Origin of the sequence: Synechococcus sp. PCC 7502 (assembly GCF_000317085.1) — a bacterium.
Lineage (GTDB): Bacteria > Cyanobacteriota > Cyanobacteriia > Pseudanabaenales > Pseudanabaenaceae > PCC-7502.
Genome location: NC_019702.1, coordinates 1200836 through 1215926, shown reverse-complemented (window position 1 = coordinate 1215926; position 15091 = coordinate 1200836). Strand labels below are relative to the sequence as shown.

Here is a 15091-nt window from a genome sequence, read left to right as displayed (position 1 = left end):
AGGATAAGTAATGAATCTAGCATCTATCTTAATCATTGACGACGAAGCCGATAATTTTGATGTAATAGAGACTCTTTTAAGTGATCAAAACTACCAGTTGCATTACGCCGAAAGTGGAGAAATTGCGATCGCCTCTCTGGAGGTATTCCAACCTGATTTGATTTTACTAGATGTGATGATGCCCAACATGGACGGCATAGAAGTCTGCAAAGTCATTAGAACTCTACCTGAGTGGAAAGCAATTCCAATCGTAATGGTAACTGCTTTAAATTCCAAAGAAGATTTAGCCAAATGCCTGAATGCAGGGGCTACTGACTTTATTAGCAAGCCTCTAAATTCTCTGGAGTTTAGAGCAAGAGTTAAGTCAATGCTACGGATTCGAGAACAACAAAACCGCCTAGAACGTGCCAATGCTCTGATTCTTGCTCAACTGGAGGCAACTTTAGAAGGGGTAATTGCTGCCAATGAACAGGGGCAGTTAGTGGCATACAACAAAAAAATCTGTGATATGTGGGGTATTCATCCCATTGCTAAAGAACTTGAAGCACAGGATTTACTGTTACTGCCTTTGTTACATGAAGCCAAATTTCCTGAAAAACTCTCTACAATTCTGGAAGATACCTATGATTCCCCCGATCAAGTCAGTTACGGAGAGCTAGAAACCGATGACCTGATCTATGAATACTTTAGTAGTCCTGTTACTTCACCCAATGGTAAGTTTTGGGGCTTTGTGTGGCGATTTCGAGACATTACCGATCGCAAACTAGAAGAAAAAGCCCTCCAAGAGGCAAAGGAAGAAGCCGAATCTGCCCTAAGGATCAAGTCTGACTTTTTGGCAATGATGAGCCATGAAATCCGCACTCCGATTAATGGTGTCCTAGGTATGACAGAGCTTTTATCAACTACCCCCCTAGAACAGGATCAACAAAGATTTGTCCAATCTATTCAAACTAGCGGCGAAATTCTCTTAACTGTAATTAATGACATCCTCGATTTCTCCAAATTGGAATCAGGAAAGCTTTTACTAGAGCATATACCCCTTGATGTCCACGCGATCGTGGCTGATACCTGTTCACTTCTGGCTAAACAAGCTCAAGAAAAAGGCATTGAGTTAAGTTGTGAGGTTGATGCAAGCACGCCGACTTATATCATTGGAGATGCCATTCGTCTCCGCCAAATCTTACTGAATCTGGCTAATAATGCCGTTAAGTTTACCCCCGCAGGTGTAGTGCGTTTATCTGTATCCCTATCCCCAGACACAGAAAATGGACTGGAACTTCTATTTAAAGTGCAAGATTCAGGTATTGGGTTAACTCCTGCCCAATTAGAAAAGCTATTTCAACCATTTACCCAAGCATCAATCTCCACAGCGCGTAAGTATGGCGGCACAGGATTAGGGCTGGCAATTTGTCAAAAGCTTGTGCGGATGATGGGCGGCAGAATTTGGGCGGAAAGTGTGATTAATGAAGGTTCTACCTTTTCCTTCGTTTTACCTGCCGTCATTACCACTGAAATTCCCCAAGCGATTACGCCGTTTGAAGGTAGAAATATGCTGCGGCAAACTCATCCCCTCAATACAAATCTGGCAACTAAAATGCCACTCAATATCCTAATTGCCGAAGATAATCTGATTAATCAGGAGCTAGTTTTAGCAATGCTAGGAAAAATGGGCTACGCTCCCACCGTTGTCAATAACGGAGCCGAAGCAATTGCCGCACTTAAAACTGATACCTATGATCTGGTATTCCTAGATGTGCAGATGCCAGTGATGAATGGTTTAGAAACTGCCACCTATATTGTCAACCAATGGGTAGAAATATCAACTCATCCGTCTCGACCGACTTTAATTGCGATGACTGCTAGTGCCATGCAGGGCGATCGAGAAATGTGTTTGGATGCGGGCATGGATGACTATATTACTAAGCCCATATTTTTTGATACCTTACAAAGAATCCTAGAGCGATGGGGAAATGTTCCTAAGGAAATTGCCACGCCCCAAACCACGGCTGAAGTTAATACTGAATTTGATGAGAATGCCCTCAATGAGATTGCCAAAGTTTCACTGAACTTACCCAAACGCATGATCACGATCTTCCTTACAGACGAATCTCCGAATTTGCTCAAAAACCTGCGTCAAGCTACCTTAGATAAAGATGCAGACCAAATAGAATATAACGCCCATAACTTAAAGGGCAGTAGCAGAATGTTGGGAGCGATCGCCTTTGCAGATGCTTGTTTTGCCATGGAAGTTGCAGGTCGTCAACGCCAATTAGATCAAGTTGATATTCTCATGACAAAGGTTGAGGAACTCTTGCCCTCACTTATAGCCTATTTACAAAATTACCTAGATCAATCTGCTCTCGAAAGTTCACCGACATAGGAAGTAGCCTAAAACCAGATTACAATTATAGATTGTTATGATTTGGGACTAGTAATCAGAAAGCCATGATAGATACCTTCTCAAATTCCCATTCGCTTACCTATTCAATTTTAGTGGTTGATGATGAACCTAATAACTTTGACGTGATTGAAGCATTTTTAGGTGATCATGACTATAGCTTACATTATGCTGCCAATGGGCAAGAGGCGATCGCTGGCATAGATACATTTAATCCCGATCTGATCTTGCTAGATGTGATGATGCCGGGTATGGATGGCATAGAGGTTTGTAAGTATCTGAAAGCTATACCTAAATATGAAGCACTCCCCATCATTATGGTTACGGCTCTAACCACCAAAAAAGACCTTGCTCAATGTTTAGCCGCAGGTGCCGATGACTTTATTAGTAAACCTGTCAATCGTTTAGAGTTAACTGCTAGGGTGCGATCGATGTTACGCATTCGCCAGCAATATCAGCAATTAGCTACTTTTAATACCCGCCTCGAGGCAACTGTACAGGAACGCACAGCCCAGTTACAGGCAATGATTTTCCAAGATGCCTTAACTAACTTACCCAGTCGTAGGTTTTTACTACAAAGATTAAGTGAAATTTTAAGTACTGGAGAATCATCCTTTGCCTTGATGTATCTCGATTGTAATCAATTTAAGTTGGTGAATGGTTCCTTTGGGCATACTGTTGGTGATCAATTATTAGTAGCGATCGCCCACCGTTTACAGCAACATCTCCGCCCCCAAGATTTACTAGCTCGTATGGGAGAAGATGAATTTTGTTTTTTGCTATCTCACATTGACAATGAACTAGAGCCATTTATCCATAAAGTTTTGCAGAGCTTTCACCCACCGTTTATCGTTGCCGATTGTGAAGTTTACACTAACGTTTCCATTGGCATAGCCTTAGGTAATGAGATTGATCGTGATCCCGTGGAACTTCTACAAGATGCCGATACCGCCATGTATCAAGCCAAGTTAAAGGGCAAAGATAACTATCAAATCTTCGATCGGACTATGCACCTAGCTATGATCAATCGGTTGGCACTAGAACATGATCTGCAAAGAGCCTTAGAGCAACAGGAATTCATTCTCTACTACCAGCCAATTATTGATCTGCACACTCAAAAACTATCAGGCTTTGAGGCTTTAGTGCGTTGGCAAAATTCCCATCGAGGTATGGTTTCACCCGTAGAATTTATCCCCTGCATGGAGGAAACAGGGCTGATTGTACCTGTGGGCATGATGGTACTAAAGCAAGCCTGTCAGCAACTCCGAGTATGGCAACTCCAAGGTTGGACAGAGTTAACCATGAGTGTAAATTTATCGGTGCGGCAGTTTGCTTCTCCGACTTTACTAGCTGATATTGACCAGGTCTTACAAGAAACTGGAATTAATCCCAAGCATCTCAAGTTGGAAATTACGGAAAGTGCGATCATGGATAATGCGGAAATGGCGATCGCCCTGACTAAAGAAATACGAGCTAGACATATTCAAATCAGTATTGATGACTTTGGCACAGGCTATTCTTCACTTAGCTATTTACATCGGTTTCCCTTGGATAACTTGAAAATAGATCGCTCCTTTGTCAATCAAATTGAATTGCAGGATTCTGGTTATCATGTTACGGAAATTATTATTGCCCTGAGTAATCAATTGGGTTTAGCGGTAATTGCCGAAGGTATAGAAACAACTCAACAACTTGAATACCTGCAAAAACTTGGTTGTCAGTTTGGACAGGGTTATCTATTCTCTAAGCCCTTACCAGCATCGGAAATTACTAAGATTTATCACCTGTAAAATATATCTAGATTCTCATTTATGTATTTATGCCTAGAGTAATTATCCTGATTGGTATTCCCGGCAGTGGTAAATCTAGTTTTGTCAGTAACCTAGTCCAAAGCTCTGCTACTCCGATCACCGTGGTTTCTCCCGATCTAATTCGATGTGAACTCTATGGCTCTAGTAATATTCAAGGAAATTGGACAGAAATCTATGCTCAGATCAAGCTGCAATTTCAGGAATCCTATCAGGAGCAGAAATCTGTAATTTATGACGCTACCAACTATCGCTCTCACTATCGTCAAGAAATTATTACCCTCAGTAAAAATATTGGGTTTACATCAATCACAGGCATTTGGTTGAATGTACCGTTGTGGATTTGCCTAGAGCGTAATGAACATAGAACTAATCCCGTTCCCGAGAATATAATTATGGAAATGTATAAAACTCTGATGCACCGATCGCCCAGCTTAAGGGAAGGTTTTGATTATTTAATGATCAAAGAAGAAGGTAAATTTGATGATGCTTTACTTTAAAAATCTAAATCACAAGAAAATATCAAAAAAATGTGGATAATAAAAACCCCCTACATTAGCTCGAGGCATAACATAAGGGGATAAAGGTGATATTAAAGAGGTAGCTTGTTCAATGCTAAGAAACCTTCAAAAGTTCCACATCAAAAATTAAAGTGGCATTAGGTGGAATTACGCCGCCCGCACCCCTAGCACCATAACCAAGCTCTGGAGGAATAATTAAAATTCTCCGACCGCCAACTCGCATAGTTGATAGTCCTTCATCCCAGCCTTTGATTACCTGTCCCACGCCAAGATTAAAGTCAAAGGGGCGATTGCGATCGCGGGAGCTATCAAATTTAGTGCCATTCTCCAATGTGCCAATGTAATGAACTGTGACCTTATTACCCTGCTTAGGGATAGCCCCAGTGCCAATGGTAATTTCTTGATATTTCAGTCCAGAGGGAGTTGTAACAGTCTCAGAATTAGGAGGAGTCATAGCGATTTGTACGGATTGTGTATCATTTGGGGTAGTTGCGGCGATCGCTGCGGGCATGGAGTTGGTAGTAAATTGTGCTATTACCAAAACCAAAACAGCCACAGCAGTAATGCTAAAGCTGATGAGGATTTCTTTCATAAAATTCGTGTAAGACCTAGCTAAAATTCATGATCTCTGGCAATATTACCGCAATCTTGCCTTAGCTTCTACTTAACATTAATACCAACATGGAGCTAGAGGTTTAAATTAAGCTTAAATTTGGGCTTAAAGCATCTTTTATCATTGGCGTATTTTGTAGACGTATTTTATTAAATCGATCAAATTGTTCAAATCGCTGGACTGCTTAAATTAATTAAGTATTTCTCGGAGGATAATATTATGATTTATCAGCAGAAATATTTGTATTTAAGTATTGCAATTTTCAGTTAAATGTGGCACAGATAAAATGCTAAAACCAAGGTGGGGCTTCGCCCTACGCCCCTTTTTCTCCGATCTCTTTCAAAAAACGCATTAACAAGTAAATTTAAGGAATCAGGATTAGTTTGATTAAAACATGGCTGGCATTAATAGTTTTGGTTCTGGCGGATTCTGCTGGCAATTTATACTTGACCCAAGGGATGAAACAGGTGGGTGCAGTTTCTAGCTTAAATCCCCAAGAAGTCTGGAAAACTGTCATAAAAGTATTAAGCAATCCTCTGTTAAGACTGGGCATAGTGTGCATGGCAATTACTTTTTTTATGTTTATTGCTCTGTTAAGTTGGGCAGATTTAAGTTTTGCTTTACCTGCTACGGCTCTGACTGAACCCGTAAATATGCTGGGGACAAAGTTTGTACTAAAGGAAAAGGTGACAAAGGTGAGATGGGTTAGTACAGTTTTGATTTGTGTAGGTTTAGTTTTAATTTCTTTACCCAATTGAATTTGCCAAAGTAAGTCTAAAGTCTGGATAAATTACGGATAACCCACCTTAAGTGCATGGTAGTGCGATCGTATAATCGGCACATTACTAAACTCTTTAACGAAAGATCAGGAGACACAGACTATGCTTGAACAGGGAACGATTAGCATTCATACCGAAAATATCTTTCCCATTATCAAGAAGGCTCTTTACTCAGAGAGAGATATTTTTTTAAGGGAATTAATTTCCAATGGGGTTGATGCTACTAGCAAACTGAAGATGGTCGCCTATGCTGGGGAGACAACTGCAGAAGTTCCAGCCCCAGAAATTAGCATTACCGTTGATAAGGAAAAGAAAATTATCACCGTAACTGATAATGGTATTGGTATGACCGCCGATGAGGTGAAAAAGTATATTAACCAGGTGGCTTTTTCCAGTGCTGAAGAATTCATTCAAAAATATACGAATACCTCTAACGATAGCCAGCAGCAGATTATTGGACACTTCGGTTTAGGTTTCTATTCTGCTTTCATGGTAGCAGCCCAAGTGGAAATTGATACTTTGTCCTACAAAGATGGGGCTGAAGCGGTGCATTGGTTCTGTGATGGTTCTACAGCCTTTACTTTGAGTCGGAGCGATCGCACTACCGTAGGCACGACTATAACTCTGAAATTGCAGGAAGATGCGGAGGAGTTTTTAGAAGTATTTGAACTGAGGCGGATTATTCGCAACTATTGTGATTTTATTCCTGTTCCGATTAAGCTCAATGATGAAGTTGTTAATAAGCAGACAGCCTTGTGGAATCAGTCTCCTAGTTCTTTAACTAAAGAAGATTATCTGGAATTCTATCGTTATCTTTATCCTTTCCAAGAAGACCCTCTGTTTTGGATTCATCTAAATACTGACTATCCTTTTATCATCAAAGGTATTCTCTATTTCCCTAAACTCAAGGCTGATATTGATCCCAACAAAGGACAGATCAAGCTTTTTTGTAATCAGGTCTTTATTAGTGACAATTGTGAAGAAGTTATTCCTAAGTTCTTGCTACCCCTTAGAGGCGTAATTGATAGTTCTGATATTCCCTTAAATGTGTCTCGGAGCTTCTTGCAGGGCGATCGCAAAGTCAGAAAAATTCAAGATTATATTGCCAAAAAAGTTGGTGATCACCTCAGTAATTTATATGCTGACCAAAGGGAAGAGTTCCTTAAATGCTGGCAGGATATTAGCCTATTTATGAAGTTCGGGGCAATGAATAGTGATAAGTTCTATAGCCAAGTGAAGGAAATTCTAGTTTATCCTACGACCTTTATTGATTCAGAAGCAAAGAGCGAATATGGCAACTATACTACGCTCCAGAACTACCTAGAACGCAATAAAGAACAACATCAAAATCAAGTATTTTACACTTCCGATCCAGTAGCACAGGCAACCTATATAGACTTGCACAAAGCACAGGGCTTGGAAGTAATTACCCTAGATTCATTTATTGATAGTCACTTTATTCACTTTTTAGAACGAGAGTTTAGTGATGTTAAATTCTCACGGGTGGATTCGGAACTGAGCGATCGCCTAATTAACCAAGATGCTAAAACTGAATTAGTTGATCCTAAAACTAATAAAACTAAGAGTGATCAATTACAGGAAATCTTTAGAGCCGCTTTACATAATCCTAAATTAGTGATTCGCACAGAGGCATTAAAGTATGAAGACCTTGCTTCGGCACCACCAGCTATGATTCTATTGCCAGAGTCAGCACGGCGGATGCAAGAAATGGCAGCGTTGATGCAGCAGACTAATGCCCCTTTCCCTGAGGATCATATTCTGTTAGTTAATACATCTCATCCTTTAATGGAGAACTTGTTGAGCTTAGATCACAGCGTTATTCTCTCGGCGGCTGGGAAACCCTCAGAATCCAAGGAATTGGCAAATCTAATTTGTAACCATGTGTATGACTTGGCATTAATTGCCCAAAAAGGGTTTGATGCTAATGGCATGAAGGCATTTTTAGATCGCTCTAATAAATTACTCCTTCACCTCGCAAAAGCATAGAAACCCTATAAAACCCTATAAATTATAGAACCTATTTTTTACTAATACTTGAACTATCATCCTTTTTAGGCATAGCACTATGATAAATTTGAATTCAGTGATAGATAGGTTCTATATTATTGGAAGTATGTCAATTACGGTAGGATAAGATAGCTATGGACGAAGTTACAGAAATAATCCAATCTAAAGCTGAAGAAGAACAAAAAAAGGAGGATCGCAAAGATCGTCTAAATACCTACATTGCCATTACTATAGCCCTGTTAGCCACATTTATAGGTATCTGTAAAGTCAAGGATGATAATATTGTTCAAGCTATGCAACAGGCTCAAGCTGATAAAGTAGATCAATATAACTTCTATCAGGCTCGTAATATTCGTGAAGAAATAGATAAAAGCACTATTACTCAGTTAAAACTGCAAGCCATTAATCAGCCAGTTAAACTGCAGTCAGAATATCAGAAGGCAATCGCTACTTATGAAAAACTAGCCAACGATCAAAGTAAAAAGAAACAAGAGCAATTAGAGGCTGCTAAAAAAGCTCAAGCAGATTATGATCAACTTAACTTTCATGATGATCAATTTGATCTTTCTGATGCTAGCTTAGCGATCGCCATCTCAATTCTAGCTGTAACTTCTCTTACCCAAAAACGCTGGTTATACGGTGTGGCAATGGTTCCCACTGTTCTAGGTCTAATTATGGGGCTATCAGGACTATTTAGTTGGAATCTTCATCCAGACTTTTTGATTAAACCACTAACCTATCGCACTATAGATACGCCCAATACTTCGATAATTGGACTAGATAAAACTAGAGATTTAGTAGCCAATTCGTAATATGGCAATCACAGCAGAAAAATTGAAAAATGGTTTTGTTGGAGTGACGGCAAGATGAGAATATAGATAAAAGCATTAATAAGTTAAACAAACGGTAAATAATCATGGCTGTTGTGACCCAATCTTTAGAACAACTTTGCATTAACTCAATTCGATTTCTGGCTATAGACGCTGTAGAAAAGGCTAAGTCTGGACATCCTGGATTACCAATGGGTGCGGCTCCAATGGCTTTTGTTCTGTTTGATCAATTTTTAAAATTTAATCCCAAAAATCCTAAATGGGTCGATCGCGATCGCTTCGTCTTATCTGCTGGACATGGCTGTATGCTGCAATATGCCCTCCTCCACCTCACAGGCTATGACAGTGTATCCATAGATGATATTAAGCAATTTCGTCAGTGGGGCAGTCCTACCCCCGGTCACCCCGAAAATTTTGAAACTGCTGGGGTAGAAGTTACTACAGGTCCTCTTGGTCAAGGTGTTGGTAATGCTGTTGGTTTAGCGATCGCTGAAGCTCATTTGGCAGCACGTTTTAACAAGCCTGGTCACAATATTGTTGATCACTATACCTATGTCATTCTTGGTGATGGCTGCAACATGGAAGGTATTGCCTCTGAAGCAGCTTCCTTGGGTGGACACCTCAAACTAGGTAAACTGATCATGCTCTATGACAGTAACAGTATTTCCATTGATGGTAGCACTGACCTAGCCTTTACCGAAGATGTGGGCAAACGTTATGAGGCATACGGCTGGCACGTTACCTATGTGACTGATGGTAATAATGATTTGGATGCGATCGCTAAGGCACTTGAAGAATCTAAATCGGTTAAGGATAAACCTAGTTTAATTGTGGTCACAACCACCATTGGTTATGGCTCTCCTAAAAAAGCTGGAACTGCTGGTGTCCACGGTGCCATGCTTGGAACTGATGAAGTAGCTGCTACCCGTGCCAATTTAGGTTGGGAGTACGAACCGTTTGTAGTGCCTGAAGATGCCTATACTCGTTTTCATAAAGCGATCGCCAAAGGAGCAGAGGCTGAAGCAGAATGGAATGAGCGTTTTGCTGCCTACGAAAAAGCCTATCCTGCCGAAGCTACCGAATACAAGCGGATCATGGCTGGTGAGTTGCCCGAAGGCTGGGAAAAAGCACTAGAACCCGTAGCTCAAAAAGAAACCTCTACCCGTTTACTGTCTGAAGCTTGTTTAAATGCGCTATCTCCTATCCTTCCAGAGTTTCTGGGTGGTTCAGCAGACTTAGCTCACTCCAATATGACCTATGTGAAAGGCTTGCCCGACTTCCAACCCGGTTCCTATGAAGGTCGTAATTTCCGCTTTGGTGTGCGTGAACATGGTATGGGTGCCATCCTGAATGGCATGATCCTGCATGGCGGGACAATTCCCTACGGTGCTACCTTCCTCGTATTCGCAGACTATATGCGTGGTGCTATTCGTCTGTCTGCCCTATCAGAAGTAGGTGTGTTATATATTTTGACCCACGACTCTGTAATGCTAGGTGAAGACGGTCCGACCCACCAACCAGTGGAAACCCTCGCTTCTTTGCGTGTGATTCCTAATTTATTGGTTTTACGTCCCGCTGATGCTAAGGAAACCGTTGGAGTCTATCAGGTAGCGATCGCTAACCGTAAGCGTCCTAGTGCGTTAGCATTCACTCGTCAAAACGTAAAAAATCTACCTGGCACTTCCATTGAAGGAACCAAAAAAGGTGGCTATATTGTTGTTGACGCCCCTAATCCTGAATTAATCTTTATTGCTACTGGTTCAGAAGTTGAGTTGGCTGTTAAAGCAGCGGCAATTTTGACTAGCGAAGGTAAAGCTGTGCGGGTTGTGTCTATGCCTTCTCAAGAACTCTACAACGAGCAATCCGATGAATATAAAGAATCCGTCCTTCCAGCTTCTGTGAAAAAACGGGTCAGTGTGGAAGCTGGTAGTACCTTTGGCTGGCATAAATATGTTGGCTCCGAAGGCGCAGTGATTGGGATGGATACCTTTGGTGCTTCAGCCCCAGGTCCAGTTGTTTATGAAAAGTTTGGCTTTACCGTTGATAATATTATTGCTACAGCGCGTAAGGTTCTAGGTTAATCCTATGCGGTTGATCTAGCTTATTAATTTAGTGATTTAGTTATATTTAGGAAGTATATTGAGAGAGTCAGGCTTTTTACTGGCTCTTTTTATTTATCTATACATTTCACTGCTAGAAATAGATTTGGGCAGCCTAGCTCAGGAGAGATACACAATGGAAGAGTTATCAGAACTCAAAGATTTATTAGTAAGTGGGCATATCCCAGAGGCTTTGCTATTGGTGGAGGAGATGACAGAAATGAGCAAAGAGGATAAACTGAATCGAATTTATAGTTTCAGTGTTGTTTTACTAATTCATTTGATTAAGCAATCCGCCGAAAAACGCTCCACTAGATCGTGGGAAATATCTATTTTCAATGCCGTCAAGCAGATTCAACGCTCCAATAAACGTCGCAAAGCAGGTGGAACTTATCTTACGGTAGATGAATTAATGGAAACCCTAGTAGATGCCTATGATTTAGCTGTGCGGCAAGCAGCATTAGAAGCTTTTGAGGGTAGGTATGAAACGGAAGCGATCGCTAATATGATTGATCGGACTGTAATTTTAGATCAAGCAATGGGATTGATTTTAGCCAGTGAATGAGTAACCCAAAAATGATAGTTATACAAATTCCACTAGAGAGAATATGCGCGTAGTTTTTTTTGGCACACCAGATTTTGCTGTCCCCACTTTACAGAGACTTTTAAACTCTCCAGATTTTGAAGTAATCGGTGTGGTTACTCAACCTGATGCGAAAAGAGGAAGAGGGAATCAGACGACTCCATCGCCCGTAAAAGCGATCGCCCTCGCCCATAATCCTAATATCCCAATTTGGACACCAGAACGGATTAAAAAAGATACTGAAACCCTAGCGACTTTAGCTAATTCTCAGGCTGATGTGTTTGTGGTAGTTGCCTATGGACAAATTCTCTCTCAGGCAATTTTGGATATGCCCAAGCAAGGTTGTATTAATGTGCATGGTTCACTTTTACCTAAATATCGAGGTGCTGCTCCAATTCAATGGGCGATCGCTAATGGAGAAACCACCGTTGGTATTACGACAATGCAAATGGATGCGGGGATAGATACTGGTGATATGCTGCTTAAAGCTAGTCTAGAAGTTGCCCTTGAAGATCAAGCAGAAAGTGTAAGCCAAAAGTTAGCAGTTTTAGGAGCCGATTTACTAATTGAGACTTTACAAAATTTAGAACAAATTACTCCCACTCCTCAAGATCATAGCCAATTTACCTATGCTCCCACTATCTCTAAGGAACTATGGCAAATAGACTGGTCAAAATCAGCGATCGCTATCCATAACCAAATTCGGGGGTTTTATCCCAATTGTTATACCACCCTGCGGAATCAACGGCTTAAAATTATGACTACGCAAGTAAGCAGCATGTATAACATTCCCAATCCTCCGGGAACAATCTACTACATTGAAAAAAATATCGGTTTTACCGTATGCACTGGCGATGGATTATTACTAATTAAGGAAGTTCAACCCGCAGGCAAGCGATCGCAGTCAGCTAAGGAATTTCTGAATGGGAATCAATGGCTAAAAAACGGTGATATATTGGGTTGAATCATCATGACTGAAGTGGCGATCGCAATTCTATATCAAGGGGATAAGTTTTTATTACAACTACGGGATGATATTCCGAATATTCTTTATCCTGGGCATTGGGCATTTTTTGGTGGACATTTAGATGATGGGGAAACCCCAGAAATAGCTTTGAGAAGAGAACTTCTAGAAGAAATTGATTATGTTGTTCCTGAAGCGACATTCTTTGGGAATTTCAACAGTGAAGGTATAGTCCGTCATGTTTTTGCTGTTCCTTTAGTTGTGGAAGTACAAACATTAAATTTACTGGAAGGGTGGGATTTAGGATTATTTACGATTGAGGATATTCAGAGAGGCGATCGCTATTCTGAAAAAGCGGGAAAGGTCTGTCCTATGGGGAAATATCATCAAAATATTCTTCTGGATTATTTATCGTTAAAAAATTAATTCCCTAAGCTAAATAAACTCTGAACTAACCGTGATATTCCACTACAGCATGGGTTTGAATATTCAGATAGATTGTTGCCTTTAGATAAATTTGTAAGCTTATTAGCTCGTGCGATCGCATTTGGAGTATTTGGTTTGAGAAGATTAAAGTAATAGCATACCGATTTATCGTAGGCGGGAATATGTTGCTTTAGAAGTTCCGTAGCTTTATCCCTCTGAATATTTGCAAAGTGATCTTGAAAATGGATAAGATACCAAAACTCAATACTAGGATTTGTGATAGCAAGATTGATTTTTTGACTTTTTGCTCTTTGAATAGCTTGATACCAGTTAGCGGGATTATTTGTAATATGCTCATCTCCATCCATAACTGCCCAAGCTGAATCTCCACTACTCCATCTTCTTTCACTTTTTGCATCTTGTCTTGCTTCCACTAACGCATTGACAATACTTAGCGGATCGGTGCCATCATGGGGAACTACTTTAATTAGCTCTTTATTTAAACGAAGGTCTTCTCTAATAGCATAGAAGTATCTTGGTTCTGTATATTTTCCTTCACAGGCAATCAAAATCTTTTTCCCAACTGGTATAGTCGGATCATTTCTTTTGAAAGATTTAGCCATTATCCTTATGCATCGTAGAAACCAAGTCTTCATCATCAGGAATAAATGGTACTGCTCCAAATCGCCCATCTAAGTATGCCTTATCTATAGCTAGATCATTACGCACTTTGAAATCACTAAGGGAATATAGCTCTGTACTCTGATCGGAACGCTTCTTTGTAAACCATATCTGATCTCTTCTTAGCAGATTATTTCTTTGTAATGTATTGTCATGGCTAGTAAAGATTAGTTGGGTACGTTTCGGATTGGTTTTAGGATTTTGGAATAGGCGCACTATCTCACAAATGATATTTGGATGTATATTCGATCCTAGTTCGTCAGATACGAATAGTGAACTTCGCCCAATATAAGTTTGGATATTGAATATCAAGCCAAATAAATATTGAGTTCCTGTGGACTCTTCTTCAAACTCCCAAGACATAGTTTCTCCATCTAATGTTTCATGTAAAGCATATATTTGAGAGTCTTCGCCATTCTTCCTGATCTCTAGATCGTATAAACCTGTATCAAATCTACGCAATAGATTTTTGGAGCTTTCTAATAATTGAGAAAATGTTAGAGGCTTCAAAGTTGATAATTCTTTAATAACCTTAACAGCAAATTTATCATGTTCCAGACTGATGCCTATGCCAAGTTGGTTAATAATCCAATCAAGAAGTGGCTGAACTGGCTTAACCTCAAGTTTAAAGAGAAGACTTATAAAAGATTCACGTATTTGCAAACTTTTTTCAAGCTGATTGTGCGCTCCAGAGAAATCCGAGCCGTTTTTCCAATCAAATATTTTTTCTTCATCATTCCAAGTTCGACTGTATAAAAGGCGATCTCGTTTTGTAGATGCTAAGGCATATTCAAGCCTTTCTGAAAATATCTGTCTACTATTTAGAACCAGTGAGTAAGTATATATAGTTTCATTAAATGCGGTACGGAGGATAAACTGAGTTGGACTTCCTATGCTTTGCTTATCTAGCTTAAAAGGGATTAGCTGTGATCCATGATCGAAGTTGCCAGCAAACATAAATTTGAGCAGATAATCAAGAGCCTTTAAGATATTACTTTTACCTGAAGCATTAGCCCCAAAAATGGCTAAAACTGGTAAAACATCTATATCCCAACCTTCAATATGATAGGGAGGGGCAATTTCATCATCAGATTTAACTCGTCTCCGATTATCACTAGTTCCGCCACCTGCTCTTTTCTTCTGTGCCACAGCACTCAGAGTTTCAGCCCCTTTAATTGAGCGAAAGTTCTCTACTGTGAAATCTAAAAGCATAATATGTTACTTTAAGGTTAAATTGCGTGACTTATTCACGATAATAGTATTATTGCATTTTAATTATTTGGACTTAGCTAAAGTTTTTTTAATCAGTTTAGTTATGGTTAACCTTTAGTTTCTGCATTGAAGCTGGCAATCCTCTGGGA

The 15091-nt window shown here is 40.0% G+C and carries 13 protein-coding genes; 10 read left to right on the top strand and 3 right to left on the bottom strand.

The window, feature by feature from the left end; translation table 11 throughout:
• Positions 1-10 precede the first annotated feature (10 nt).
• The 3 genes from SYN7502_RS05910 to SYN7502_RS05900 all read left to right on the top strand — a co-directional run bounded on the left by SYN7502_RS05910 (position 11) and on the right by SYN7502_RS05900 (position 4706).
• Positions 11-2380 (top strand): hybrid sensor histidine kinase/response regulator, encoded by a 2370-nt coding sequence (locus SYN7502_RS05910; RefSeq protein ID WP_015167964.1) that lies wholly within the window; start codon positions 11-13, stop codon positions 2378-2380.
• Positions 2381-2445: 65 nt separating this feature from the next.
• Entirely contained in the window at positions 2446-4188 is a 1743-nt protein-coding gene (locus tag SYN7502_RS05905; protein ID WP_015167963.1) for an EAL domain-containing response regulator, read from the top strand.
• Positions 4189-4217: 29 nt separating this feature from the next.
• Positions 4218-4706, top strand: coding sequence for an AAA family ATPase (locus SYN7502_RS05900; RefSeq protein ID WP_015167962.1), 489 nt, complete (start codon positions 4218-4220; stop codon positions 4704-4706).
• A 115-nt stretch (positions 4707-4821) separates the two neighbouring features.
• On the opposite strand, the gene SYN7502_RS05895 is transcribed toward SYN7502_RS05900, so the two are convergent.
• Positions 4822-5319 carry an FKBP-type peptidyl-prolyl cis-trans isomerase gene (locus SYN7502_RS05895; RefSeq protein ID WP_015167961.1) on the bottom strand — a complete coding sequence of 166 codons (498 nt, stop codon included), beginning with the start codon at positions 5317-5319 and terminating at the stop codon, positions 4822-4824.
• A 404-nt stretch (positions 5320-5723) separates the two neighbouring features.
• Between SYN7502_RS05895 and SYN7502_RS05890 the strand changes: the two genes are divergently transcribed.
• From SYN7502_RS05890 to SYN7502_RS05860, 7 genes are all read left to right on the top strand, one after another.
• Complete coding sequence (locus SYN7502_RS05890; RefSeq protein ID WP_015167960.1) at positions 5724-6098, top strand: EamA family transporter; 375 nt, start codon at positions 5724-5726, stop codon at positions 6096-6098.
• 123 nt (positions 6099-6221) lie between these two features.
• Positions 6222-8126, top strand: a complete 1905-nt coding sequence (gene htpG / locus SYN7502_RS05885) for a molecular chaperone HtpG (RefSeq protein ID WP_015167959.1) — start codon at positions 6222-6224, stop codon at positions 8124-8126.
• Positions 8127-8281: 155 nt separating this feature from the next.
• A complete protein-coding gene (locus SYN7502_RS05880; protein WP_015167958.1) occupies positions 8282-8959 on the top strand; it encodes a DUF4337 domain-containing protein in 678 nt (225 codons plus the stop codon).
• Between the two features lie 104 nt (positions 8960-9063).
• Positions 9064-11058 (top strand): transketolase, encoded by a 1995-nt coding sequence (gene tkt / locus SYN7502_RS05875; protein ID WP_015167957.1) that lies wholly within the window; start codon positions 9064-9066, stop codon positions 11056-11058.
• Between the two features lie 154 nt (positions 11059-11212).
• Positions 11213-11641: a DUF29 family protein gene (locus tag SYN7502_RS05870; protein ID WP_015167956.1), complete on the top strand. Its 429-nt coding sequence runs from the start codon at positions 11213-11215 to the stop codon at positions 11639-11641.
• A gap of 43 nt (positions 11642-11684) precedes the next feature.
• Positions 11685-12623 (top strand): methionyl-tRNA formyltransferase, encoded by a 939-nt coding sequence (gene fmt / locus SYN7502_RS05865; protein WP_015167955.1) that lies wholly within the window; start codon positions 11685-11687, stop codon positions 12621-12623.
• Between the two features lie 6 nt (positions 12624-12629).
• Entirely contained in the window at positions 12630-13049 is a 420-nt protein-coding gene (locus tag SYN7502_RS05860; protein ID WP_015167954.1) for an NUDIX hydrolase, read from the top strand.
• Here SYN7502_RS05860 and SYN7502_RS05855 read toward each other — a convergent pair.
• Together SYN7502_RS05855 and SYN7502_RS05850 are read right to left on the bottom strand one after the other, a co-directional pair.
• Positions 13046-13672 (bottom strand): RloB family protein, encoded by a 627-nt coding sequence (locus SYN7502_RS05855; protein WP_015167953.1) that lies wholly within the window; start codon positions 13670-13672, stop codon positions 13046-13048. The two genes, SYN7502_RS05860 and SYN7502_RS05855, sit on opposite strands and share 4 nt — an antisense overlap.
• A complete protein-coding gene (locus SYN7502_RS05850) occupies positions 13665-14942 on the bottom strand; it encodes an AAA family ATPase (protein ID WP_015167952.1) in 1278 nt (425 codons plus the stop codon). Before SYN7502_RS05850 ends, SYN7502_RS05855 begins: the two co-directional genes overlap by 8 nt.
• Positions 14943-15091 lie beyond the last annotated feature (149 nt).